This window comes from Flavobacterium sp. P21, assembly GCF_050632225.1.
GTDB lineage: Bacteria > Bacteroidota > Bacteroidia > Flavobacteriales > Flavobacteriaceae > Flavobacterium.
In genome coordinates this window covers 5,149,693-5,172,019 of sequence record NZ_CP192585.1, presented here as the reverse complement: position 1 = coordinate 5,172,019, position 22,327 = coordinate 5,149,693, and the positions used below count along the sequence as shown (strand labels likewise).

Sequence of the window (22,327 nt, the reverse complement as noted above, 5' to 3'; positions counted from 1 at the left end):
GTAATAAAAATTAGCATTGGAAATGGAATATATAATTTTAGGAATTCTTTTAATGATAATTATGTTGCTTTACTTTAAGGTAGCAGATCGTTTCAATATCATTGACAAACCAAATCAAAGAAGCTCTCATAAAGAAATAACGCTACGTGGAGGTGGAGTTATTTTTTGGTTTTCAGCCTTGCTTTATTTTGCACAAAATATCCATAGTAATTATTTTTTCTTTACTGGTGTAACTTTAGTTAGTTTGGTTAGCTTTTGGGATGATATTCAGAGTTTATCAAATAAAATTCGGATATCAATCCACTTTTTCGCTATTAGTTTGATATTTTATGATTTAGGAATTTTTAATTTAATTCCGATTTGGCAAATTATCCTTGTTTATATCCTAGCTATAGGAGTAATAAATGCTTATAATTTCATGGACGGAATAAATGGTATCACAGGGCTTTATACTTTAGTAGTAATGGGCTCTTTGCTGTACGTAAATACAAAAATCCAACTTTTTACTGATGGAGCATTTATAAAATATGCAATAATCGCAAGTTTAGTCTTTTTATTTTTTAACTATAGAAAAAAAGCAAAATGTTTTGCTGGAGATGTTGGAAGTATTGGTATCGCTTTTTGGATAATATATTTAGTTTTAAAACTTATTTTAATTACAGAATCAATGATTTGGCTATTGTTTTTGGCTGTTTATGGAGTAGATGCCATATGCACTATCATACATCGTTTATATTTGAAACAAAACATATTTGAAGCACATCGGTTGCATTTGTATCAGGTATTAAGTAATGAATATAAGATACAGCACAGATTAGTTTCACTGCTATACGCCCTAATGCAAGTTGGGATTTCTATTGTAGTTATATTTCTTTATCAAAAAGTTCAAGATATAATTATTTTCTCTATTATAATTTTGCCTTTGGTGTGTATCTATTCTTCAAAATTTTATTTGTTAAACAAAGTTAATTTACGTTTAAAACATGAAGCCTAAAATAATTCAGGGTGGGAAATTTTCTGATCAACGAGGCAGTATTTCATACGTAAATGATTTCAGTTTTAAAGATATTGAAAGGTTTTACATAATAAGTAATTCTGTCGAAAATCCAATCCGCGCTTGGCAAGGGCATAAATTGGATGCTAAAAATTTTTATTGTCTCTCAGGATCTTTTAATATTCATTTTATTAAGATTGATAATTGGGAAAATCCATCTAAAGATTTGATTATTGAGACTATTTTTGTGTCAGAATCTGACAGCAAAATTGTTCACATTCCATCTGGTTACGCAAATGCAGTAGAATCATTAGAAGAAAATTCAAAATTAATTTCATTTTCTACATTGCCATTGACAAATATAAAAGAGGATGATGTTCGTTATCCTTCAGATTATTGGATTATCAGAAATGAGTAGTAAAAGAATTTATTTATCATTATCCGAAAAAAGCGGTTTTGAACAAGAATATATTCAAAGGGCTTTAAACTCAAATTGGATCACTTCTGGAGGACCAAATGTAAACGAGTTTGAGGATGAACTGCAAAATTATTTCGCTCAAGATAATTTTGTAGTGGCATTGAACTCTGGAACATCAGCAATACATTTGGCTTTGATTTTATTGGGCGTTGAAGAAGGCGATGAGGTGATATGTCAAAGTATGACATTTTCAGCATCAGCAAATCCTATTTTGTACCAAAAGGCAATTCCTGTTTTTGTAGACAGTGAATCAGAGACATGGAATATTTGTCCAGAACAATTAGAAATTGCTATTAAGGACCGACTTAAGAACGGAAAAAGGCCTAAAGCAATTATTGCTGTTCATTTATATGGCATGCCGTATAAAGTTGATGAAATCCATGCTATTGCTGATAGATATGAAATTCCAGTAATTGAAGACAGTGCTGAGGCACTTGGAAGTTCTTATAAAGGAAAAAATGTGGGAGTTTTGGCTCTCTTGGAGTTCTGTCATTTAATGGAAATAAAATTATTACTACTTCAAGCGGGGAGCGCTAATCGCCAATTCAAAAGAAATAAAAGATAAAGCTATATTTTATGCCACTCAGTCAAAAGACAAGGCAACGCATTATCAGCACAGTCAAATAGGTTATAATTATAGAATGAGTAATATTTGTGCAGGGATTGGTCTTGGGCAAATGAAAATATTAAAAAATAATATCCACTCAAGGAGAAACAATCATTTGTTTTATAAGGACCTTTTTGCGAAAATTCAAAATGTAGAACTTTTTGACAATTTAAATGAAGATTATTTTTCGAATTATTGGCTAAATACAATATTATTAGAATCAGAAGAGCAAAGAGAAAATTTGCGAATTGCTTTTGATAATGCTAATATAGAAAGTCGGCCATTATGGAAGCCGATGCATTTGCAACCACTTTTTGAAAAATATCCTTATTACGGAAGTAATATTGCTGAAGAATTATTTAAAAACGGCTTATGCCTACCATCAGGATCAAATTTAAAAAACGAAGATAAAATTAGAATTAAGGAAGTTGTACAACTTTTTTTAAGTAAAGTAAATATGAAAATCGAAGAAACATTTATAAAAGATTTAGTAATTGTAGAGCCAGCCGTTTTTGGTGATGAAAGAGGCTATTTTTTTGAATCGTACAGTAAAATTAAATTTGAAGATTTAGGAATTAATATTGAATTTGTACAGGATAACCAATCTTTTTCTAAAAAAGGGACCTTAAGAGGATTGCATTATCAAAATCCTCCTTTTGCTCAAACAAAATTAGTTCGTGTTTTAGAAGGTGAAATTATTGATGTAGCGGTAGATTTAAGGAAAGATTCGCCTACTTATGGTAAATCTTTTAGTATTTTATTATCAGCGGAGAATAAAAAACAGTTATTAGTGCCCCAAGGATTTGCACATGGTTTTTCAGTTATTAGCGAAACAGCCTCAGTGATGTATAAATGTGATCAGTTTTATAATAAAGCTTCTGAAGGTGGTATAAAGTATGACGACCCATCTTTAAATATTGATTGGGGAGTGGACTTAAAAGATGCTATTGTTTCTGAAAAAGATCAAATTTTGCCTTTTATTGAAAACTGTAATAGTCTATTTTAATGAAAAAGATTCTTGTAACAGGAGCAAATGGACAATTAGGATCAGAGTTAAATGTTTTGTCTGAGAATTATAAGCAATATGAATGGTTTTTTGCTGATCGAACTAAAATAACTTTAGATGATCTAGGTTTGCTAAAAACTCAATTAAGCGATATTCGTCCAGATGTGATTTTTAATTGTGGGGCTTATACGGCGGTTGATAAAGCAGAAAGCGAGAAAGAATTAGCTTTTGTAATAAACCATTTAGCAGTTGAAATAATTGGACAATACGCTTCAGAAAATAAAGTCAAATTAATTCATATTTCAACAGATTATGTTTTTGATGGATCATCATCAATTGCTTTAAATGAAGAAGCCCAAACAAATCCAATAAATGTTTATGGTGAAAGCAAAAGAGCGGGAGAAATTGCTTGCTTAAAGGCAAATCCAGATTCGATTATTATTAGGACATCATGGGTATATAGCAAATTTGGAAACAATTTTGTTAAAACCATGCGGCGATTAATGCAAGAAAGAGATTCGATTAATGTTGTAAATGATCAAATAGGTTCGCCTACTTATGCCGCAGATTTAGCTCAAGCAATGATTGATATTTTAGAAAATCCAAAATGGATTCCTGGGATTTACAATTATTCGAACGAAGGTGAAATAAGTTGGTGTGATTTTGCGTTGAGCATTAAAGAATTAGGTAAGTATGATTGCGTAGTTGAAGGAATTCCATCGTCTTCATACCCAACTCCAGCTAGACGCCCAGAATTTTCATTATTAGATAAAAAGAAAATTAAGGAGACCTTTAATTTAAATGTTCCACACTATAAAGAGAGTTTGAAAAAAATGATTGGATAATTTGTTTCAATACGTTTTAGGAGATATTCGAAATTTAAAAAATAAATTAAAAATATGAAAGGAATTATACTAGCAGGAGGTTCTGGTACAAGATTACATCCCTTAACATTGGCAGTTAGTAAACAATTAATGCCAGTATATGATAAACCTATGATTTATTATCCATTATCAACCTTGATGATGGCTGGTATTAGTGAGATCTTGATTATTTCAACACCGCATGATTTGCCTCATTTTAAAAAACTTCTTGGAGATGGAAGTACGATTGGATGTAAATTCAGTTATGCAGAGCAACCAAATCCTAACGGATTAGCGCAAGCTTTTGTAATCGGAGAAGAATTCATTGGTAAAGATAAAGTGGCTTTAGTACTAGGAGATAACATTTTCTTTGGAACAAATATGCAACAGTTATTAAAGGACAATGCTGATCCGAATGGTGGTGTTGTTTTTGCTTATCACGTTTCTGATCCTGAAAGATACGGTGTGGTTGAATTTGATGAAAATAAAAAAGCAGTTTCTATTGAAGAAAAGCCTTTAGAGCCTAAATCAAATTATGCTGTTCCAGGATTATACTTCTATGACAATTCTGTTGTTGAAATAGCAAAAAATATTAAACCAAGTGCACGTGGTGAATATGAAATTACAGATGTTAATAAAGTTTATCTTGAAAAAGGAAATTTAAAAGTTGGTATTTTAAGTAGAGGTACAGCTTGGCTGGATACAGGGACATTTAATAGTTTAATGCAAGCGGGACAATTTGTTCAAGTATTAGAAGAAAGACAAGGTTTAAAAGTAGGTTGCATTGAAGAAATTGCTTGGAGACAAGGTTTTATAAATGATGAACAATTAGAAGAATTGGCTTTGCCACTAGTTAAATCAGGTTATGGAACTTACTTAATAGAATTTTTAAAACAAAAGAAAAAAGGAGTTAAGTTTTAATTTACTTATAGAAATAAATTTTTTAAACCGTTTAATTTGTATTTTTGTAAGACCTACAAAATTTGCAGAATCAAAATCATTGAAATTGAGTACAGATAAAGAGTCTAAAATAGCCGATGTGCTACATAATTCGCTGTCGCCTAGAAATCTAAGAGCACATATTAATAATCTTAGTTATTTGCCTAGGTGGATTATTGTGGCAATAGATGTAATGGTCTTGATCTTTTCATTTACTTTCACATATATGCTGTTTGAAGGAACAGCTTTAGGATACATCATAACTTCTCATGATTTTTATTTTGTTGGTAGTCTAATACTTGTAAATATATTTTTCTTCTGGCTTTTTAGAACTTATTCCGGAATTATTAGGCATTCATCTTATATAGACGCTATAAAACTTTTGTTTTCACAAATGTCCGTTTTAGTGTTCTTTTTGTTTTTCAATTTAGTTTTTGAATTATATACAGGACATAAGGCATTTTTGAATACTGCTCTTTTTATTAATCTGGTTTTGTCGTTTTGTGGTTTGTTTTTATATCGTGTGATTGTAAAACAAACATTTGAATTATATTTTTCAGAAAAAGCAAATACAAAATTGATCAGAACGGTGATTTACGGTACAGATGCTAACGCAATTTCAGTAGCTAATGCGTTGAAATTTGAAACGCCCTCTCGATTTAAAATTGTAGGTTTTGTTGATAAAAACAATCAAAATGCTTCTAAAAGAATGTTGGATTTGCCAATCTTGATTCTTAGAAAAAAATTGCCAGCTTTAATGCGTTCTGTAGCGGCTGAAGGTGTTATTATCGCAGATAAAAGTTTGTCCAAAGACGAGCAATTGATTATTGTAGATCAATGTTTGGAATTCAATTATAGAGTTTATACTGTTCCATTGATTTCAGATTGGGAAAATCAAAAAGAGATTTCTCAAAAAGTAAAAAATATTCAGATTGAAGACTTGTTAGAAAGAAAACCTATCGTTTTGGATAGTAAATCTATTTCTAAGCAATTAAAAGATAAGACGATCTTGATTACCGGTGCGACTGGTTCTATTGGTAGTGAAATCGTAAGACAAGTTCTTGGGTTTAATCCGAAGGTTGTTATTATTTTAGATCATGCTGAAACACCTTTGCATAATTTATGTTTAGAAACCTACGCAATGAACTCTGAAACGAAGATAGTTGCTGTAATTGCCGATGTAAAAAGCAAAAAAGCATTAGAAAAGGTTTTCAAAAATTATAATCCGCATGTGGTTTTTCATGCGGTACGCTTACAAACATGTTCCTTTAATGGAAGAAAATCCTTCACAGGCTATTTTGACTAACATAAAAGGAACTAAGAATTTAGCCGACTTGTCTTGTAAATATCATGTCAAGAAATTTGTAATGGTATCAACAGATAAAGCGGTAAATCCTAGTAATGTTATGGGAGCCAGTAAGCGTATTGCTGAAAAGTATGTACAGTCACTGTTCCTTAAAAATCAAAGCGAGAATAATCAGCAGATTACCAAATTTATTACTACTCGTTTTGGGAATGTTTTGGGGTCCAATGGTTCCGTAGTGCCTTTGTTTACCAAACAAATTGCAGAAGGTGGTCCGGTAACCATAACCCATCAAGATATTATCCGTTATTTCATGACGATTCCTGAAGCTTGCCAATTGGTTCTTGAAGCCGGAGCGATGGGTAATGGAGGCGAAATTTATATTTTCGATATGGGCAAGCCAGTCCGAATTATAGATTTGGCTAAAAAGATGATCAAATTGGCTGGTTTTATCCCAGACAAGGAAATTAAGATCAAGATTGTTGGTTTGCGACCGGGAGAGAAACTTTATGAGGAATTATTAAATGATACTTCTAAAACGTTGCCGACTTATCATAATAAAATCATGATTGCGCAGGAAATTCAAGATGAATACGAAAGCCTTCATACCGACATTGATGAATTAATTGGTATTGCTGATTTTTATGATAATGATGATATAGTAGCTAAAATGAAAAAAATTGTTCCAGAGTTTAAAAGTATGAATTCTGCTTTTGAAGTTTTGGATAAATAATTTACATTTGACGAGAATTTAATTAAAAGGTGTTTTTTTAAAAACGCCTTTTTCTATTTTTAAATAATTCTTAAAAGGGTAAAAATCCTGTTAATTAACTCGGTTTTGAACTTTAGGACATTAAAAGATTAAGCCTAAACAAAATGAATAATTCCCCAAATTTTAATGAGTGGCTGTTTGAAATAACACCGAAAAATAAGTTCTTTACTTTAAACCTTAAAGAGGTTTGGCAGTATAGGGATTTACTGTTTCTTTTTGTTAAACGTGATATAATTACGGTTTATAAACAAACAGTCTTAGGGCCACTTTGGTATTTAATACAACCTTTGTTTACTTCAATAACATTTACAATAATCTTCAATAATGTTGCTGGAATTAATACGGGAACAGTTCCTCCATTTTTATTTAATTTGGCAGGAATTACGGTGTGGAATTATTTTACAGCATGTTTAAATGGAACATCGAATACATTTGCTGGTAATGCTGGGATTTTTGGGAAAGTATATTTTCCTAGACTTATTACTCCATTGTCAGTGGTTATTTCTAATTTAATAAAATTTGGAATTCAGTTTTTAATTTTTATTGTATTTTATATTTATTATTATTGCAAAGGTGCAGTTATTGGAGTTAACATAGCTGTGGTGTTTTTTCCTGTTTTGGTTGTATTAATGGGGATTTTGGGATTAGGGTTAGGAATGCTTATTTCTTCTGTAGTCACAAAATATAGAGATTTTAGTAATTTGGTGGGTTTTGGTGTTCAATTACTAATGTACCTTTCTGCGGTGATGTATCCAATGGCATTGATTAAACAAAAATTACCAAAATTTGGCTGGCTTGTAGCTTATAATCCATTAGCCTATATCATCGAAACCTCTCGTTATATGCTTTTAAATGTTGGTAAGATATCGCCCTTGGGAATACTTTTTACTTTTGTTTTCACTTGTTTCGTTTTTTTTATGGGAGTTTTAGCTTTCAATAAAACAGAAAAAACTTTTATCGATACAGTCTAAACATTTAGTCTTCGAAAATACTTCTTTAATTAAACTTCAAAATTGGAAAAAGATATAATTTTAAAAGCTGAAAATATTTCTAAACAATATCGTTTAGGACAAGTAGGCACAGGAACAATTAGACATGATTTAAACCGTTGGTGGCATGAAATTCGTGGCAAAGAAAATCCGTATTTAAAAATTGGAGATATAAATGATCGCTCTACAAAAGGTACATCTGAATATGTATGGGCATTACAAGACATAAATTTCGAAGTTGAACGTGGAGAGGTACTCGGAATTATTGGTAAAAATGGGGCAGGAAAATCGACATTATTAAAGATACTTTCAAAAGTAACCGCTCCAACTACAGGAAGCATTAAATCACGTGGAAGAATAGCATCATTGTTAGAAGTTGGAACAGGTTTTCATGGAGAAATGACTGGCCGTGAAAATATTTTTTGAACGGTGCAATCTTAGGCATGACCAAAAAAGAAATTTCATCAAAGTTGGATGAAATTATTGATTTCTCAGGATGTGAAAGATATATAGATACGCCAGTTAAAAGATATAGTTCAGGTATGACAGTAAGATTAGCTTTTGCTGTTGCGGCTTTTTAGAACCTGAAATTTTGGTCGTGGATGAGGTATTAGCGGTTGGAGATGTTGAATTTCAAAAGAAAGCAATTGGAAAAATGCAGGACATTTCTAAGGGTGAGGGAAGGACTGTTTTATTTGTGAGTCATAATATGTCAGCTGTTAAGCAACTCTGCAACCGAGGAATTGTTATGGAGTATGGGAGGGTAAAATTTGATGGCAATATTGATGATGCATTATCAAAATATTTGCAGATAAATTCAATAGAGGAAAATCTTAGTAAAATAATTTATGAGGAAGATAATACCAAAGAAGCACAAATTTTAGAAGTTGAACTCAGAAATGAAAATAATGAGAAAGTGATAGAATATTTCTCCAATCAGGATATTTTTATTAATGTTACTCTTAGAAATAATTTTGTGCAAGAAAATTCTCGATTAAATTTTTCCATTTTAGATAAATACGAAAATGTAATTTTTATAAATCGTAGATTATTAGACTTTGTTGGTATAGTTACTTGGGTAATTAAAATACCTGGTAATTTTTTGATTGCAAATTCATATAGTATTGGTTTTGCACTAGATATACCAAAAATTAAACTATTAGACCTTCCTCAGAAAAAATTAAATTTAAATATTATAAATCTTGTTCAAGAAGAATTCAAAGATGGGGATACAGAAAATGGGATTTTCAAAATACCAATAAAATGGGAAAATTAAGTAAAAATATTCTGCTTCTTTCTACTGGTGATGTAAATGGTGCATATGAATCAATTTATAAGCTTGCGTATTTTTTAAAAGATCAAGGGCATACAGTATGTTTAGTAGTAAAAAACAAAACAAGAAAAGACGATTTTATTGTCAAATATACAGCAGAGCAAAATAAAACAATAAAAAAAACATTCGTTATACGATTAGGGTTTAAAATTAAAAACAAGATATATAGGAGGGAAAAAAGCTGAAACAATCGTATTTGACGAAAACTATTGTTTTATGAGTAAAGATGAAACTTCTGAGAATATTTCTGTTAAAAATCTAATCGCTCAGATAAATTTTACACCTGATTTTATAATTACAGGCATGACTGATGGGTTTATAAATAGCACAGATTTATTAAACTTATATAAAATTACGAAAGCAGAGATATTTAACGTAACTGTAGATATGAATCATTTTACTGGAGGTTGTCATTATGCTTGGAATTGTAAAGGATATATAGATGGGTGCGACGAAAAGTGCCCCGCAATTATTGAAGGAAAAAAGATTTAGCTCAAATAAATTTTCAAACAAAGTTGCGAAATGCACAGGAAGGAAAATTTCAAATAATTACAGGATCGGGTTGGACATTAAAACAGGCACAAGAATCTAAAATTTATAAAGAACAAAGGGTTTTTCATAATATAAATAGTTTTATCGATACGAGTGTATTTAATGTTAGAAATAGAGACGTAGCAAAAAAATTTTTGATTTTGATGATTCCAAGTTTTATATATTAGCGGGAAGTCAAAATTCAAATGACCCTAGAAAAGGCTTCGCCTATTTTATAAAAGCGTTAAAAATTTTAGAATCTAAATTATCCTTTGAACAAAAAAATAAAATAGTAATTCTTGTTGTTTCTCGAGAAGTAACAGAAGAGTTTAAATCCTTAAATTATGCGAAGCATAAAATCGATTATATTACCGATTATCGATTGTTGGTCCTCCTTTATCAAGCTGTAGATTTATTTGTAAACTCCTCTATAGAAGATTCCGGACCAATGATGGTGTCAGAAGCAATGGCTTGTGGTACACCAGTAGTTGGATTTGATATGGGAGTGGTAAATAATATGGTAATCAATGATTTTAATGGCTATAAAGCTGTATTGAAAGACAGTGATGACCTTGCGTTTGGTATTGAAAAACTATTTTTATTGTCTAAAGAAGAATACAAAAAATATTCTTTAAATTCCTTTAAGCAGATTGAGAGTTATTCTTCCTTTAATTCTGCCAGTAGTATTTTTAATCAGATTTTTTAAGTGAAAAATATAGTTATAACTCAGTCTAATTATATTCCATGGAAAGGATATTTTGATTCAATTGCAATAGCTGATGAATTTGTTTTTTACGATGATATGCAGTATACTCGGCGAGATTGGAGAAATAGAAATTTAATTAAAACTGTTCATGGTCTACGTTGGCTCACTATACCTGTTGAAGTAAAAGGTAAATATCTTCAAAAAATTAACGAGACTAAAATTTCTTCTAAAAAATGGAATTTAGATCATTGGCGTATTTTAAAACAGGCCTATAGCAAATCAGATTGTTTTAGTGAGACGAAAGATTTTGTAGAAGACCTATATATGACAATTAATTCGGAATTCCTTACCGATATCAATCTTCATTTTATTATAGGGATATCTAATTATATTGGGATAAATAAAAAAATTAAACTTTCAAGTGATTTTGATTTAAAAGAAGATCGTAATGAGCGCTTAATAGATATTTGTTTACAATTAGAAGGTACTGACTATTTTTCCGGACCAGCCGCAAAGTCATATATCGATGAAAAAAGTTTATAGACAAAGGAATAAATATTCAATATTTTGATTACTCGGGATACAAAGAATATGATCAGCTATTTCCTCCTTTCGAACATGGAGTTAGTATTTTAGATTTAATTTTTAATATGGGTGATAAAGCTAAGGAATTTTTAAAATCGAACAAGTGAAAACATTGGCTATAATTGGTTCTGGAGAGTTAGGACAGCAGATGGCATATTATATTTCGACAGAAAAAATATTCAAAGATTGTTTTTTTTGATGATTTTTCGATCGAAAATGAGATTAATGGTATGAAGATTTTAGGTAAAACTAATGAAATAGAAGAAAATTATAAAGAAAAAAATTTGATGAATTGCTAATAGGTATTGGCTATAAACATCTTGAGGCAAGAAAAACAATGTTTGAAAAATTTTCGAAGTTTATTCCTTTTGGTACTTTTATACATTCAACTTGTTGGATTGATCCCACAGCAATAATTGAAATGGGATGTTTTATTTATCCAGGATGTATTATTGACAAAAAAGTTATAATAAGGGCTAATACAACAATTAATATCTCAACTACAATTTCTCATGACAGTGTTATTGAAAGCCACTGTTTTTTATCACCAAGAATCGCTATTGCAGGTTTTGTTAAAATTCACGAACTATGCTTTATTGGTATAAACACTACAATCATAGATAATTTAACAATTGCCAAAAATACATTTGTAGGCGCTGGAAGCGTAGTGATAAAATCAATAGAAAAAAGGGATTGTATGTTGGAAATCCGGCAAAATTTATAAGATAGTTATGATTCCTTTCAACAAGCCATTTTTAATAGGACATGAATTAAAATACATAGAGCAAGCTGTCCATTCTGGTAAAATCTCGGGAAATGGGAAGTTTACTAAATTATGCCAACAATATTTTGAGGAAAAATATGGTTTCAAAAAAGCACTGTTGACTACATCCTGTACCGATGCATTAGAAATGACGGCAATCTTGGCTAATATCAAAGAAGGAGATGAAGTAATTGTTCCAAGTTACACTTTCGTTTCAACTGCATTGGCTTTTGTGAGACAGGGAGCAAAAATTGTATTTGCAGATTCTTATTCTGATAATCCTAATATTGACGCAGATAATATTGAAAACTTAATTACTTCAAAAACAAAAGCGATTGTTCCGGTACATTACGCTGGTGTAGCTTGTGATATGGACAAAATAATGAATTTGGCTAGTAAGTATAATCTTGTAGTTATCGAAGATGCCGCCCAGGCTATCGATAGTTTTTATACTGGCATAGATGGAGTAAAAAGGCCTCTAGGGTCTATTGGGCATATGGTCGCGTTTTCCTTTCACGAAACCAAAAATATAATTTCTGGTGAAGGAGGAATGATTGCAATTAATGATTGCAGATTTAGTGAAAGAGCAGAAATAATTTGGGAAAAAGGAACTAATCGAGCTCAATTTTTTAGAGGTGAGATTGATAAATATGGCTGGGTTGATACTGGTTCGAGTTTTTTACCATCTGAAGTTATAGTCGCTTTTCTCTGGGGGCAACTTGAGAATTTAGATGTAATTCAAAATAAAAGGAAAAAACTTTGGGAATACTATTATAAAAAAATCAAACCTTTGGCAAAGAAATTAGAAATAGAAATACCTTATGTGCCTAATTACGCTACTAATAATGGACATATGTTTTATTTAAAATTTAATAGTTTGGCACAACGAACAAAATACATTGAAAAATTAAAAAAACAAAATGTTCAAGCTGTTTTTCATTACATTTCGTTGCATTCAAGTGTGTTTTATGCGTCAAAGCATGATAACAGAACGCTGGAAAATTCTGATAAATTTACAGATTTGCTATTAAGATTACCAATGTATTTTGAATTAACGGAAGATGATATAGATACTATAGTTGATTGTTTTAAATAATTAGGATATGATAAAGAAATTAAAAAACAGGATATTTTTGGCTTATCTTAACTTTTTAGAAAATAAGGAGAAATCTGAGGTTAATGATTTAAAAAAGAGTTTTAAAAAAATAGGAAAGAACTTTAATTTGATGAAAGATTATTCTATTAAAAATCCACAATATATTGAAATAGGTGATAATTTTTCAGCAGGATATAGATTTAGAATTGAAGCTTGGGATAAATATAGAGATAATTATTTTGAACCAAGTATTAAAATTGGAAACAATGTAATATTCAATACTGATATCCATATCGGATGTATAAATTCTATAAAAATTGGAGATAATTGTTTATTTGGAAGCAGGATTTATATTACAGACCATCATCATGGAGATACAACAGCCCAAATGATTAAAATTGTACCTGCAAAGAGGCAATTAATTTCTAAAGGTCCAGTTGTAATAAAAAATAATGTCTGGATTGGAGAAGGAGTTGCTATAATGCCAAATGTGACAATTGGTGAAAATAGTATTGTAGCAACTAATGCAGTAGTAACTAAAGATGTTCCTGATAATTGCATTGTTGCTGGAGTTCCAGCGCGAATTATAAGAAATATTTCTTAGATAATAATCCAAATATGTCTCAAAATAAAATAAAACCCATTGCCATTTATTTGCCTCAATTCCATCCAACAGATGAAAATAATGAATGGTGGGGAAAAGGTTTTACAGAATGGACGAATGTTACTAAAGCAAAACCTTTATTTAAAGAACATTACCAGCCTCATTTGCCTGCAGATTTAGGCTTTTATGATTTACGCTTAGATGAATCCAGACTTGCCCAAGAAGAGCTGGCTAAACAACACGGTATTTATGGTTTTTGTTACTACCATTATTGGTTTAACGGAAAGCGATTATTACACGAGCCTCTTGATAGAAAAATAAAAAATCAAAAAGAAGATTTTCCTTTTATGCTTTGTTGGGCAAATGAAACATGGAGCAGAAGATGGCTTGGTGAAGAAAAAGAAATTCTGATTGAGCAAACTTACGGCGAGGATGATGATTTAAAACACATTTCCTGGTTGATTGAAATTTTTAAAGATCCAAGATATATAAAAGTAAACGGCCGACCAGTTTTTATTTTTTATCGTCCTTCATATCTTCCTGATGCAAAAAAAACAATTGCTCTATTTAGAAGTGAATGTTTAAAAAATGGCTTAAAGAATCCTTATTTGATTGCTTCAAACTCTCATTCAAGAATAAATTATCATGATTTAGGTTTTGATGATATATTGAATTTTCAGCCAAAATTAGGTCTTTTGCCTAATGCTTTTGTTGACAATAAATCGTTTAAAAAATGGTTTGCCAACTTTAAAATAGATATTCTTAGCGCAACTTTGAAAATTTATGATTATAAATATGCCAAACAAAAAATGAAAGTTACTTTTGGTTATAATTATATTCCCTGCTCATTTGTAGGTTGGGACAATACAGCTAGGCGTGGTAAAAAGGAATTATAATAAAAAATCAAAATGTTGATTCCTTTATTAAGGAGGTAGAGGAAAACATAATGGATATTCAAAAACAAGAAAGAGAAAAGGAAAGCCAATTTGTTTTTATTAATGCGTGGAACGAATGGGCAGAAGGAAATCACCTTGAGCCAGATATTAAAGATGGATTAACATATTTAAAAGCATTGAAAAATTTATTTAGTAAATATGCAAAAAATTAAGCCCATAGCAATACATCTTCCACAATTCCATCCAATACCAGAAAATGATTTATGGTGGGGAAAAGGTTTTACCGAATGGACAAATGTAACCAAAGCGCAACCAAGATTTGCAGGTCATTATCAGCCTCATTTGCCAGCAGATTTAGGGTTTTACGATTTACGGTTAGAAGAGGCACGATTAGCTCAAGAAACGCTGGCTAAACAATATGGGATTTATGGATTTTGCTACTATCACTATTGGTTTAACGGAAAACGTGTTATGTACGAGCCTATTGATAGAAAAATTCAAAATCCAAAAGAAGATTTTCGTTTCATGTTTTGTTGGGCTAATGAAAATTGGACTAGAGCATGGGATGGCAGTATGGATGACGTTTTATTAGAACAAAATTATTCGGCAGAAGATGATCGAGAACATATAAAGTTTTTATTGTCTTTTTTTAAAGATGAAAGATATATTCGTGTAAACAATAAGCCTTTTTTTATTTTTTATAAACCAGATCTGTTTCCAGATATGGCAAACACAATTGCCATTTTTAGAGAAGAGGCAAAAAAAGAAAATATAGAATTGTATCTAGGATGTTTTGAACGCTGGATAGGATGGAATAAAGAGAAAATATCAGAATTCGATTTTGATGCCATAATTGAATTTCAGCCTCTTTCCAGATCGATGAAGAATTTTAGAATTCAATTAGAAAATAGAAAAAAACTATTGTAAAGCGTATCGAAAATAAACTGCTTAAAAAATTAAATATTAAAGCTAAAAAAAACAAAGATTTTAGAGTAGATTATAAAGAGTTTATTGAATTTGATCTTAAAAATAGTGATTACGGCGTATATCCTTGTGTTACTCCAATGTGGGATAATTCTTCAAGAAGAGTTGGGCAAAATGCAACAATGATTAGAAACAGTACTCCTGAATTATTTAGATATTGGTATAAAAATAAAACAAAAGCTAAAAATTTCGAAAAGTTAGATGACTCGTTTGTGTTTATAAATGCATGGAATGAATGGGCAGAAGGAAATCATCTAGAGCCATGTCAAAAATGGGGTAGATCTTATCTTGAAGCTTTGTTATGATAGCAGTGGTTGTAATAGTAACTTATAATCCTTTAAAATGGATTGAAAAGTGTTTAGACAGTTTACTGCTAAGTACAATTCCTGTTGAGATTTTGATAATTGATAACAATTCTACAGATAATTTTCAAGGAATTTTAAAAAGAAATATCCTCAGGTGGAACTTATACAATCTGAAATTAACTTAGGTTTTGGAGTAGCTAATAATATTGGTATTGAAAAAGCATATAATAATAATGCTGATTTTGTTTTTTTATTAAATCAGGATGCATGGGTACAATCAGATACAATTGAAAAATTAATTTCTGCGCAGAAAAATGAGCCAGAATACGGAATTGTAAGTCCAATGCATCTCAATGGAAATGGAAATAATTTAGATTTAAATTTTTCTAATTATATAATTCCATCTAGATGCAAAGAATTGTATTCGGATATTTATTTGAATAATCTAAAAGCTACTATCTACAAAGCTGATTTTGTAAATGCCGCTGGTTGGCTCTTATCGCGCAAATGTATTGCGACAGTAGGAGGATTTAATCCTTCTTTCTTTCATTACGGCGAAGATGATAATTACTTGCGCCGACTACATTACCATAAACTTAAAATAGGTGTTTTAGCAAATACTGCCTTGTATCATGATAGAGAAGAACGAAATGAAAATGTCTATTTTCAGGATTTAAAATTAGTTTATAAACGAAAAATTATACTCGAAGCTTCTAATCCTTTCAATGAGTTTTCATTTCGAAAAGAAAAATACAAACTCTATAAATTTGCACTTAAAGCGATTCTTTCTATAAGGTTTAATTTATTTGTAAAAATTGTAAAACAGATAAAAATATTGAATGGACTGCAAGAAAAGGATATTTTAAAACGGAGAGATGAAAGTAAAATTGCGAAACCCTCATTTTTAAATTTAATTTAGTTTTTCTTTTGATAAAAGTGGATTTAATAGTTAGAATCCTTTAAATGTGTATTAATCCAATAACTGAAAAGCATAATAAATAAGAGTCATGAATAGATTTGATGTACTTATAAACATATTGACTCGTACTTCAAATAGACCAATAGGTTTTTATAATTGCAGGAAATCAATTACAAGTCAAACATATAAAAATATCAGGCAATTCATAAGTTTTGAAAATGATGTTGACCTTGGGTATTTGAATGACGAAGAAATTTGCAAAGTAAAAGTTGAGAAATATGATGGTGAAGTATTGATTAATCCTGAGGGACATTTGCATGCTCCCTATAATTTATATTGCAATGAATTGCTTGCCCAAATTGAAGATGGCTGGATTTTATTTTTAGATGACGATGATCATTTGTTGCATAATAATGTTATTAAGGAAATTGTTTCTGAAATACACAAAGCCAATGAAGACACACTTTTTATTTGGCAAATGAGATATCCTAATGGAAAAGTATTACCATTGAAAAGGCATTTTAATGAAAGACAGGTAGAATTTAGAAACATTGGAAGTCCTTGTTTTCTTTTCCATTCAAAATATAAGGAATTTGCAAAATGGGACCATTGGAAGGCTTCTGATTATAGAGTTGTCAAAAATTTGTATGAAATAATTCCTAATAAAAGATGGATAGAAAAAGTTTATATTCAGATTAATAATTATGGTGATTTTGGAAATAAGAATGATATTTTAGAAGATGTTGTTACTAATAAATTAATATTTAATAAAAATTGGTTTTGGTTTTTAATCCCTAAATATCATACTCAAATAAAAGGACAATACATATTTCAGATTAATACTTATCAAAATTTAGCAAAAAGATATATGCGAAAATTTAAAAAGAAAATACTATTTAAATAATTTCGCTTCATTTTCAAAATATGCTCGCTATTATAATCCCATACTATAAATTAACATTCTTTGAAGCTACTTTGCAATCTTTAGTTGATCAAACTGATAAGCGATTCAGAGTATTTGTAGGAAATGACGCTAGTCCAGAAAATCCCTCAAAATTAATTTGTGAGTATCAGGATAAATTAGACTTGGTTTACCACAACTTTGAGACAAATATTGGAAGCAAATCTCTAGTACAGCAATGGGATCGTTGTATCGCCTTATCAAATGAAGAACAATGGTTGATGATTTTGGGAGACGATGACATTTTGTCTCCAACATGTGTTGAAGATTTTTACAATTATAAAGATGAAATAGAAAAAAATAAGTGCTCTGTAGTTAGATATGCGACAATAGAAATTGACGAGAATAATGAGGTCATTTCAAGAGAATATACACATCCCACTCTTGAAAAGGCTACCGATTTTTTTTATAGAAAAATAAGAAATAAAACAAGAAGCTCTCTTTCTGAATATATTTTTTATAAAGAAAAGTATAAGAAATATGGTTTTTTTGATTATGATTTAGCTTGGTACTCAGATGATAGAGCCTGGCTAGAGTTTTCGGAATCTAATTTTATTTACTCAATAAATTCTTCAATTGTAAAATTTAGATTGAGTCCTGAAAATATTTCGAGGAAAGAATATAAAGAATATAATAAACAACAAGCTAAAATTCTGTTCTTTAATTTTTTAATTTTCAATTTCCTATCTAATTTTAATAAAGAGCAGAGAAGATATCTATTGCTTCACTATGAACAAATGATTTACAGAACAAAGAAAATTACACTTTTATTTTGGCCAGCTTTATTTTGGTTATACTTGAGTAATTTATATTTTTTGCAATCCATTAAGTTTACTAGGAGATTTTTAATATATGTAAAGAATAAATGTTAAACAAACCTGAAATTTCCATAATTATTCCTGTCTATAATCGTCAAGATTTATTGCCATATACCTTGGACAGTATTCAAAAACAAACGTTTGAAGACTGGGAATGTATTTTGATAGATGATCATAGTTCAGACGCTTCTTTCTCTGTTATGGAAAGTTATGAAAAAAAGACAGTCGCTTTAAAGCTTACAAAAGGCCGGTTGAATTAATTAAGGGAGCCAATGCTTGTCGCAATTATGGCTTTTCTAAAACAGTAGGGGCTTTAATAAAATGGTTTGACAGTGATGATATTATGCTTCCTGAACATTTGGAAATATCATATAAAACCCTCCTGACTCGTGGTCTGGATTTTGTAATCACTGATGTTCAGAATTTTGATCATGAAACGGGTATTCTTTTAGGAAGGCCTTTTGAATTTAATAAAACAGATGCAGTTATTTCGGATAAAAATGTTGCTTTACAGCGTATAGGTTGGATTACAGATGATTTTTTAGGTAAACGTCAGATAGTAGAGGATATAAAATTCAATGAAAATATTGTTGATGGGGATGAATATAATTTTTTTATAAAAATGTTGCAACGCTCTCCAAAAGGGGAGTTTGTAGATCATGTTTTGACACACAGAAGGATGCATTCTAATTCGATTTCACTCATAAATAGAGAAAATGAAATAAATTATTTATCAATCGTAGCTACTATAAAATATCAAACGGCGAAGGACTTAATTGTCTTTGAAAATAGAGAATTAATTCGGTGGTTTCTTTCAGGTTATATGCAATATGCGTTTAAATTGGCACTAAATAAACAGAAAATCCCTTTTTGTAAAGATGCCTATTTTTTAATTTGTCAATACTATTCTTTTTCAAAAGGAGTAGCTTTTTTTATGGCTTTAAAATTTGGGAAATATTTTAGAAAAGGATATAATATTATGAAATATGCAAGAAAATAGTAGCATGAAAGAAAGTATAATGATTTCAATCGTTATCCCTTGTTATAATGATTGGCAATATATTGAACAAGCTATAGATTCTGCATTAAACCAAACCTATAAAAACATAGAAGTTATAGTGGTTGATGATGGTTCAAATAGTAAGACTAAAGAAATTTTAAAACAACATGAGCCAAAAATAGCAAAGCTAATTACGCAAGAAAACCAAGGTCAAAGTACAGCGAGAAATGTTGGTATTGAAGCTTCGAAAGGAGATTATATTTTAGTGCTAGATAGTGATGATTTTTTTGAACCAACTTTTTGCGAAAAGGCTTTACTAGTATTAAAAAATCATTTAGATCATAAATTAGTAAGTTGCTTTGCTAATTTAATTTTTGAAGATAAAAAAACGAGACTTTTTAAACCTCCTGGTGGAAGTATTGTTGATTTTTTATTTTCAAATGCCGCGCTTGGTACCTCAATGTTTAGGAAAGAAGATTGGGAAAATTGTGGGAGATATGATGAAACAATGAAGCAAGGTTTTGAAGATTGGGAGTTTTTTATTCGTCTTTTGAAAAATGGTGGTACCGCACATATAATACCGGAACCATTATATAATTATAGAAAAAGAAATGATGCAACAACTTCTAAAGCAAACTTAATTAAATACGAACTTTTAAATTATATATTTATCAAGCACAAAGATTTATACACGAGTAATTATGACCTTCTTGTAAGTAATTTGCTTTCCCGGGTTAAAAAAGAAGAAGAAGGGAAGCATAAAATCTTAAAAAATATAGAATTTAGAATAGGAAATCTTGTTCTAAAACCAGTCCGTTTTATAAAATCATTATTATAATGAACCCTAAAGTATCCATTATTATGGCGACTTACAATAGAAGCCATTTCATACTTGAAACTTTAGTTTCAATCGAAAATCAATCGTATAAGAACTTTGAATGTTTAATAATTGACGATGGTGGTATTGATAATACTTTTGAAATAATTGGTCCCTTAATAGAAAAGGATCAGCGTTTTAAATATTTTAAGCGACCAGATCAATATGTAAAAGGATTACCAGGTTCACGAAATTATGGTTTAGACTTGGCAAAAGGAGAATACATTATTTTTTTTGATGATGATGATATTGTGCATCCTCAAAACTTAGAATTATGTATTAAAGAATTATCGGATACGGATATTTATTTTTGCCGCTATATTCGCAGTGTTTTTTTTGAAAATTTTCATTATAATTTTGATTATTCTAAAGAATACGGTTCTTTCTATATTGATGTAAAGGACATAGAAAGAATGTTGAAGAACGAGCTTCCTTTTAATTCTTGTGCTGTCATGTGGAAAGCACTTTGTTTTGAAAACAATCGCTTTACAGAACATTTGATGTACGCAGAAGAATGGGAATTATATTCTAGAATTTTAACCTCGGGTTATCGAGGAATTTCTATTGAAAAGTGCTTATTCTTTGGACGAAAGCATCCGAATTCTAATACTGGAGAATTTTACAGGAATAATCAAATACGAGTAGAGTCAAAGCAAAATGCAATTTTATTAGTGGTCGAGAATTTACAAGCTAAAAAACTATTAAATTACTCGCTAATGAGATATTTTATGCATTTATCTATGGCGTATAAAAAATTTAAATTGTTTTCAAAAATACTCGAAACAAGTAAGTTAAATTTTATTACAAGGGCAAAATGGATTGTTTTTTATAACCTTTTACCAATTAAAATCTTGTTGTATAAATTTCGCAAGAAATTAAGAACTAACACGAACTATGAGAATTGATATTATAGCGGGAGCCAGACCAAATTTTATAAAAATTGCATCTATTATTTCGGCAATTAAAGATTTAAAAAATAATGAAATAGATTTTAGACTCATTCATACCGGTCAGCATTATGACAAAAATATGAGTGGAACTTTCTTCGAACAATTAAATATTCCCTTGCCGGATTATAATTTAGAAGCTGGAGGAGGATCTCAAGCTGAGCAAACCGCCTCAATAATGGTGCGTTATGAAAAACTATTGATTGAAGAGTCGAAGCCAAACATTTGTCTTGTAGTTGGCGATGTAAATTCAACAATGGCATGTTCTATTGTAGCGACCAAGATGGGAATAAAAGTAGCACATGTTGAAGCTGGTATTCGTTCAAATGATTGGTCGATGCCTGAAGAAATTAATCGAATAGTTACAGATAGTATTACCAGTTATTTCTTTACAACTTCAAAAACCGCCAATAATAATTTAATCTCACAAGGAGTTCCTTCTGAAAAAATTTTTTTGTAGGCAATACAATGATTGATACCCTTGAGAAATATAAAACAAAATTGATTAAACCAGATTTTTGGGATTCTATAAATTTGAAAGAAAATAGATATCTCTTGTTAACGATTCATAGACCTTCAAATGTCGATGACGATAAAAAAATAAAAGGATATTTAGAACAAATTTTAGAGAATTCAAATAATTTACCAGTAGTTTTCCCAGTACATCCCAGAACTCAAAAAGTAATTGATAAATTAGGAATGGTTAGTGAAAATCTTTATTTAGTAGAACCAATGGGATATTTGCAATTTAACTATTTAGTAAAAAATGCAAAAGTCGTAATAACTGATTCTGGAGGAATAACAGAGGAAACAACAGTAATGGGAGTTCCTTGTGTCACTTTGCGAGATAATACAGAGCGACCAGAAACAGTTACTGTAGGCACAAATGAGTTGATTGGTACTGATCCCAATGCAATTAAGCCGGTTCTTGAAAAGTTATTTTCAGGAAATTGGAAAAAAGGGAATATACCAGAATTATGGGACGGAAAGACAGCCCAAAGAATAATCGATATTCTTAGTCAAGAAAATTAATCTTTAACTTCGAAATTTG

Annotated in this window: 21 protein-coding genes and 7 pseudogenes; all 28 read left to right on the top strand. The window is 30.2% G+C overall.

The window, feature by feature from the left end; all coding sequences use genetic code 11:
* Nucleotides 1-22 precede the first annotated feature (22 nt).
* Nucleotides 23-994 carry an MraY family glycosyltransferase gene (locus ACQ9BO_RS26050; protein ID WP_431243058.1) on the top strand — a complete coding sequence of 324 codons (972 nt, stop codon included), beginning with the start codon at nucleotides 23-25 and terminating at the stop codon, nucleotides 992-994.
* The gene (locus tag ACQ9BO_RS26045) at nucleotides 984-1,412 is read left to right on the top strand and encodes a WxcM-like domain-containing protein (RefSeq protein ID WP_431243057.1); all 429 of its coding nucleotides are present in this window, start codon (nucleotides 984-986) and stop codon (nucleotides 1,410-1,412) included. The genes ACQ9BO_RS26050 and ACQ9BO_RS26045 overlap by 11 nt, the downstream gene beginning before the upstream one ends.
* A pseudogene (locus ACQ9BO_RS26040) lies at nucleotides 1,405-2,515 on the top strand (DegT/DnrJ/EryC1/StrS family aminotransferase); the annotation flags it as partial. The gene ACQ9BO_RS26045 and the pseudogene ACQ9BO_RS26040, both read left to right, overlap by 8 nt.
* A 21-nt stretch (nucleotides 2,516-2,536) precedes the next feature.
* On the top strand, nucleotides 2,537-3,085 hold the full coding sequence (gene rfbC / locus ACQ9BO_RS26035) for a dTDP-4-dehydrorhamnose 3,5-epimerase (RefSeq protein ID WP_431245216.1): 549 nt from the start codon (nucleotides 2,537-2,539) through the stop codon (nucleotides 3,083-3,085).
* Nucleotides 3,085-3,930 carry a dTDP-4-dehydrorhamnose reductase gene (rfbD, locus tag ACQ9BO_RS26030; protein WP_431243056.1) on the top strand — a complete coding sequence of 282 codons (846 nt, stop codon included), beginning with the start codon at nucleotides 3,085-3,087 and terminating at the stop codon, nucleotides 3,928-3,930. The genes rfbC and rfbD overlap by 1 nt, the downstream gene beginning before the upstream one ends.
* A 54-nt stretch (nucleotides 3,931-3,984) precedes the next feature.
* On the top strand, nucleotides 3,985-4,869 hold the full coding sequence (gene rfbA, locus ACQ9BO_RS26025) for a glucose-1-phosphate thymidylyltransferase RfbA (protein ID WP_431243055.1): 885 nt from the start codon (nucleotides 3,985-3,987) through the stop codon (nucleotides 4,867-4,869).
* Between the two features lie 109 nt (nucleotides 4,870-4,978).
* Nucleotides 4,979-6,923: pseudogene (locus ACQ9BO_RS26020) on the top strand (polysaccharide biosynthesis protein).
* A 143-nt stretch (nucleotides 6,924-7,066) separates the two neighbouring features.
* Complete coding sequence (locus ACQ9BO_RS26015) at nucleotides 7,067-7,933, top strand: ABC transporter permease (protein ID WP_431243054.1); 867 nt, start codon at nucleotides 7,067-7,069, stop codon at nucleotides 7,931-7,933.
* A gap of 42 nt (nucleotides 7,934-7,975) precedes the next feature.
* Nucleotides 7,976-9,227 (top strand): annotated as a pseudogene (locus ACQ9BO_RS26010) (polysaccharide ABC transporter ATP-binding protein).
* Nucleotides 9,215-9,469 (top strand): hypothetical protein, encoded by a 255-nt coding sequence (locus ACQ9BO_RS26005; RefSeq protein ID WP_431243053.1) that lies wholly within the window; start codon nucleotides 9,215-9,217, stop codon nucleotides 9,467-9,469. Before ACQ9BO_RS26010 ends, ACQ9BO_RS26005 begins: the two are co-directional and overlap by 13 nt.
* A 31-nt stretch (nucleotides 9,470-9,500) precedes the next feature.
* Nucleotides 9,501-9,776 carry a hypothetical protein gene (locus ACQ9BO_RS26000; RefSeq protein WP_431243052.1) on the top strand — a complete coding sequence of 92 codons (276 nt, stop codon included), beginning with the start codon at nucleotides 9,501-9,503 and terminating at the stop codon, nucleotides 9,774-9,776.
* Between the two features lie 190 nt (nucleotides 9,777-9,966).
* Nucleotides 9,967-10,521, top strand: coding sequence for a glycosyltransferase (locus ACQ9BO_RS25995; RefSeq protein ID WP_431245215.1), 555 nt, complete (start codon nucleotides 9,967-9,969; stop codon nucleotides 10,519-10,521).
* Nucleotides 10,522-11,213: pseudogene (locus ACQ9BO_RS25990) on the top strand (WbqC family protein).
* Between the two features lie 48 nt (nucleotides 11,214-11,261).
* Complete coding sequence (locus ACQ9BO_RS25985; RefSeq protein ID WP_431245214.1) at nucleotides 11,262-11,405, top strand: hypothetical protein; 144 nt, start codon at nucleotides 11,262-11,264, stop codon at nucleotides 11,403-11,405.
* Nucleotides 11,399-11,830, top strand: a complete 432-nt coding sequence (locus ACQ9BO_RS25980; protein WP_431243051.1) for an acetyltransferase — start codon at nucleotides 11,399-11,401, stop codon at nucleotides 11,828-11,830. The genes ACQ9BO_RS25985 and ACQ9BO_RS25980 overlap by 7 nt, the downstream gene beginning before the upstream one ends.
* Before the next feature lie 7 nt (nucleotides 11,831-11,837).
* Entirely contained in the window at nucleotides 11,838-12,965 is a 1,128-nt protein-coding gene (gene rffA, locus ACQ9BO_RS25975) for a dTDP-4-amino-4,6-dideoxygalactose transaminase (protein WP_431243050.1), read from the top strand.
* Nucleotides 12,966-12,972: 7 nt separating this feature from the next.
* Nucleotides 12,973-13,569 carry an acyltransferase gene (locus tag ACQ9BO_RS25970; RefSeq protein ID WP_431243049.1) on the top strand — a complete coding sequence of 199 codons (597 nt, stop codon included), beginning with the start codon at nucleotides 12,973-12,975 and terminating at the stop codon, nucleotides 13,567-13,569.
* 14 nt (nucleotides 13,570-13,583) lie between these two features.
* Nucleotides 13,584-14,677: pseudogene (locus tag ACQ9BO_RS25965) on the top strand (glycosyltransferase WbsX family protein).
* The gene (locus ACQ9BO_RS25960) at nucleotides 14,664-15,392 is read left to right on the top strand and encodes a glycoside hydrolase family 99-like domain-containing protein (protein WP_431243048.1); all 729 of its coding nucleotides are present in this window, start codon (nucleotides 14,664-14,666) and stop codon (nucleotides 15,390-15,392) included. Before ACQ9BO_RS25965 ends, ACQ9BO_RS25960 begins: the two are co-directional and overlap by 14 nt.
* Nucleotides 15,386-15,754, top strand: coding sequence for a glycoside hydrolase family 99-like domain-containing protein (locus tag ACQ9BO_RS25955; RefSeq protein ID WP_431245213.1), 369 nt, complete (start codon nucleotides 15,386-15,388; stop codon nucleotides 15,752-15,754). The genes ACQ9BO_RS25960 and ACQ9BO_RS25955 overlap by 7 nt, the downstream gene beginning before the upstream one ends.
* Nucleotides 15,751-16,673: pseudogene (locus ACQ9BO_RS25950) on the top strand (glycosyltransferase family 2 protein). Before ACQ9BO_RS25955 ends, ACQ9BO_RS25950 begins: the two are co-directional and overlap by 4 nt.
* Before the next feature lie 88 nt (nucleotides 16,674-16,761).
* Nucleotides 16,762-17,577, top strand: a complete 816-nt coding sequence (locus ACQ9BO_RS25945; protein WP_431243047.1) for a hypothetical protein — start codon at nucleotides 16,762-16,764, stop codon at nucleotides 17,575-17,577.
* A gap of 20 nt (nucleotides 17,578-17,597) precedes the next feature.
* Complete coding sequence (locus tag ACQ9BO_RS25940) at nucleotides 17,598-18,506, top strand: glycosyltransferase family 2 protein (RefSeq protein WP_431243046.1); 909 nt, start codon at nucleotides 17,598-17,600, stop codon at nucleotides 18,504-18,506.
* Nucleotides 18,500-18,712, top strand: coding sequence for a glycosyltransferase family 2 protein (locus tag ACQ9BO_RS25935; RefSeq protein ID WP_431243045.1), 213 nt, complete (start codon nucleotides 18,500-18,502; stop codon nucleotides 18,710-18,712). Before ACQ9BO_RS25940 ends, ACQ9BO_RS25935 begins: the two co-directional genes overlap by 7 nt.
* 83 nt (nucleotides 18,713-18,795) lie before the next feature.
* The gene (locus tag ACQ9BO_RS25930) at nucleotides 18,796-19,452 is read left to right on the top strand and encodes a hypothetical protein (RefSeq protein WP_431243044.1); all 657 of its coding nucleotides are present in this window, start codon (nucleotides 18,796-18,798) and stop codon (nucleotides 19,450-19,452) included.
* A gap of 4 nt (nucleotides 19,453-19,456) precedes the next feature.
* Nucleotides 19,457-20,290, top strand: a complete 834-nt coding sequence (locus ACQ9BO_RS25925; RefSeq protein WP_431243043.1) for a glycosyltransferase — start codon at nucleotides 19,457-19,459, stop codon at nucleotides 20,288-20,290.
* The gene (locus ACQ9BO_RS25920; RefSeq protein WP_431243042.1) at nucleotides 20,290-21,234 is read left to right on the top strand and encodes a glycosyltransferase family 2 protein; all 945 of its coding nucleotides are present in this window, start codon (nucleotides 20,290-20,292) and stop codon (nucleotides 21,232-21,234) included. The genes ACQ9BO_RS25925 and ACQ9BO_RS25920 overlap by 1 nt, the downstream gene beginning before the upstream one ends.
* Nucleotides 21,224-22,308 (top strand): annotated as a pseudogene (gene wecB / locus ACQ9BO_RS25915) (non-hydrolyzing UDP-N-acetylglucosamine 2-epimerase). Before ACQ9BO_RS25920 ends, wecB begins: the two are co-directional and overlap by 11 nt.
* Nucleotides 22,309-22,327: the final 19 nt, after the last annotated feature.

Excerpts from the sequence above, each read along its gene's own strand:
- rfbA (WP_431243055.1), top strand. The coding sequence starts at position 3,985 with ATGAAAGGAATTATACTAGCAGGAGGTTCTGGTACAAGATTACATCCC.
- ACQ9BO_RS25960 (WP_431243048.1), top strand. The coding sequence starts at position 14,664 with ATGCAAAAAATTAAGCCCATAGCAATACATCTTCCACAATTCCATCCA.
- rffA (WP_431243050.1), top strand. The coding sequence starts at position 11,838 with ATGATTCCTTTCAACAAGCCATTTTTAATAGGACATGAATTAAAATAC.
- ACQ9BO_RS26005 (WP_431243053.1), top strand. The coding sequence starts at position 9,215 with ATGGGAAAATTAAGTAAAAATATTCTGCTTCTTTCTACTGGTGATGTA.
- ACQ9BO_RS25930 (WP_431243044.1), top strand. The coding sequence starts at position 18,796 with ATGCTTCCTGAACATTTGGAAATATCATATAAAACCCTCCTGACTCGT.
- ACQ9BO_RS25945 (WP_431243047.1), top strand. The coding sequence starts at position 16,762 with ATGAATAGATTTGATGTACTTATAAACATATTGACTCGTACTTCAAAT.
- ACQ9BO_RS25970 (WP_431243049.1), top strand. The coding sequence starts at position 12,973 with ATGATAAAGAAATTAAAAAACAGGATATTTTTGGCTTATCTTAACTTT.
- ACQ9BO_RS25940 (WP_431243046.1), top strand. The coding sequence starts at position 17,598 with ATGCTCGCTATTATAATCCCATACTATAAATTAACATTCTTTGAAGCT.
- ACQ9BO_RS26050 (WP_431243058.1), top strand. The coding sequence starts at position 23 with ATGGAATATATAATTTTAGGAATTCTTTTAATGATAATTATGTTGCTT.
- ACQ9BO_RS25935 (WP_431243045.1), top strand. The coding sequence starts at position 18,500 with ATGTTAAACAAACCTGAAATTTCCATAATTATTCCTGTCTATAATCGT.
- rfbC (WP_431245216.1), top strand. The coding sequence starts at position 2,537 with ATGAAAATCGAAGAAACATTTATAAAAGATTTAGTAATTGTAGAGCCA.
- ACQ9BO_RS26015 (WP_431243054.1), top strand. The coding sequence starts at position 7,067 with ATGAATAATTCCCCAAATTTTAATGAGTGGCTGTTTGAAATAACACCG.
- ACQ9BO_RS25925 (WP_431243043.1), top strand. The coding sequence starts at position 19,457 with ATGAAAGAAAGTATAATGATTTCAATCGTTATCCCTTGTTATAATGAT.
- rfbD (WP_431243056.1), top strand. The coding sequence starts at position 3,085 with ATGAAAAAGATTCTTGTAACAGGAGCAAATGGACAATTAGGATCAGAG.
- ACQ9BO_RS26000 (WP_431243052.1), top strand. The coding sequence starts at position 9,501 with ATGAGTAAAGATGAAACTTCTGAGAATATTTCTGTTAAAAATCTAATC.
- ACQ9BO_RS25920 (WP_431243042.1), top strand. The coding sequence starts at position 20,290 with ATGAACCCTAAAGTATCCATTATTATGGCGACTTACAATAGAAGCCAT.
- ACQ9BO_RS26045 (WP_431243057.1), top strand. The coding sequence starts at position 984 with ATGAAGCCTAAAATAATTCAGGGTGGGAAATTTTCTGATCAACGAGGC.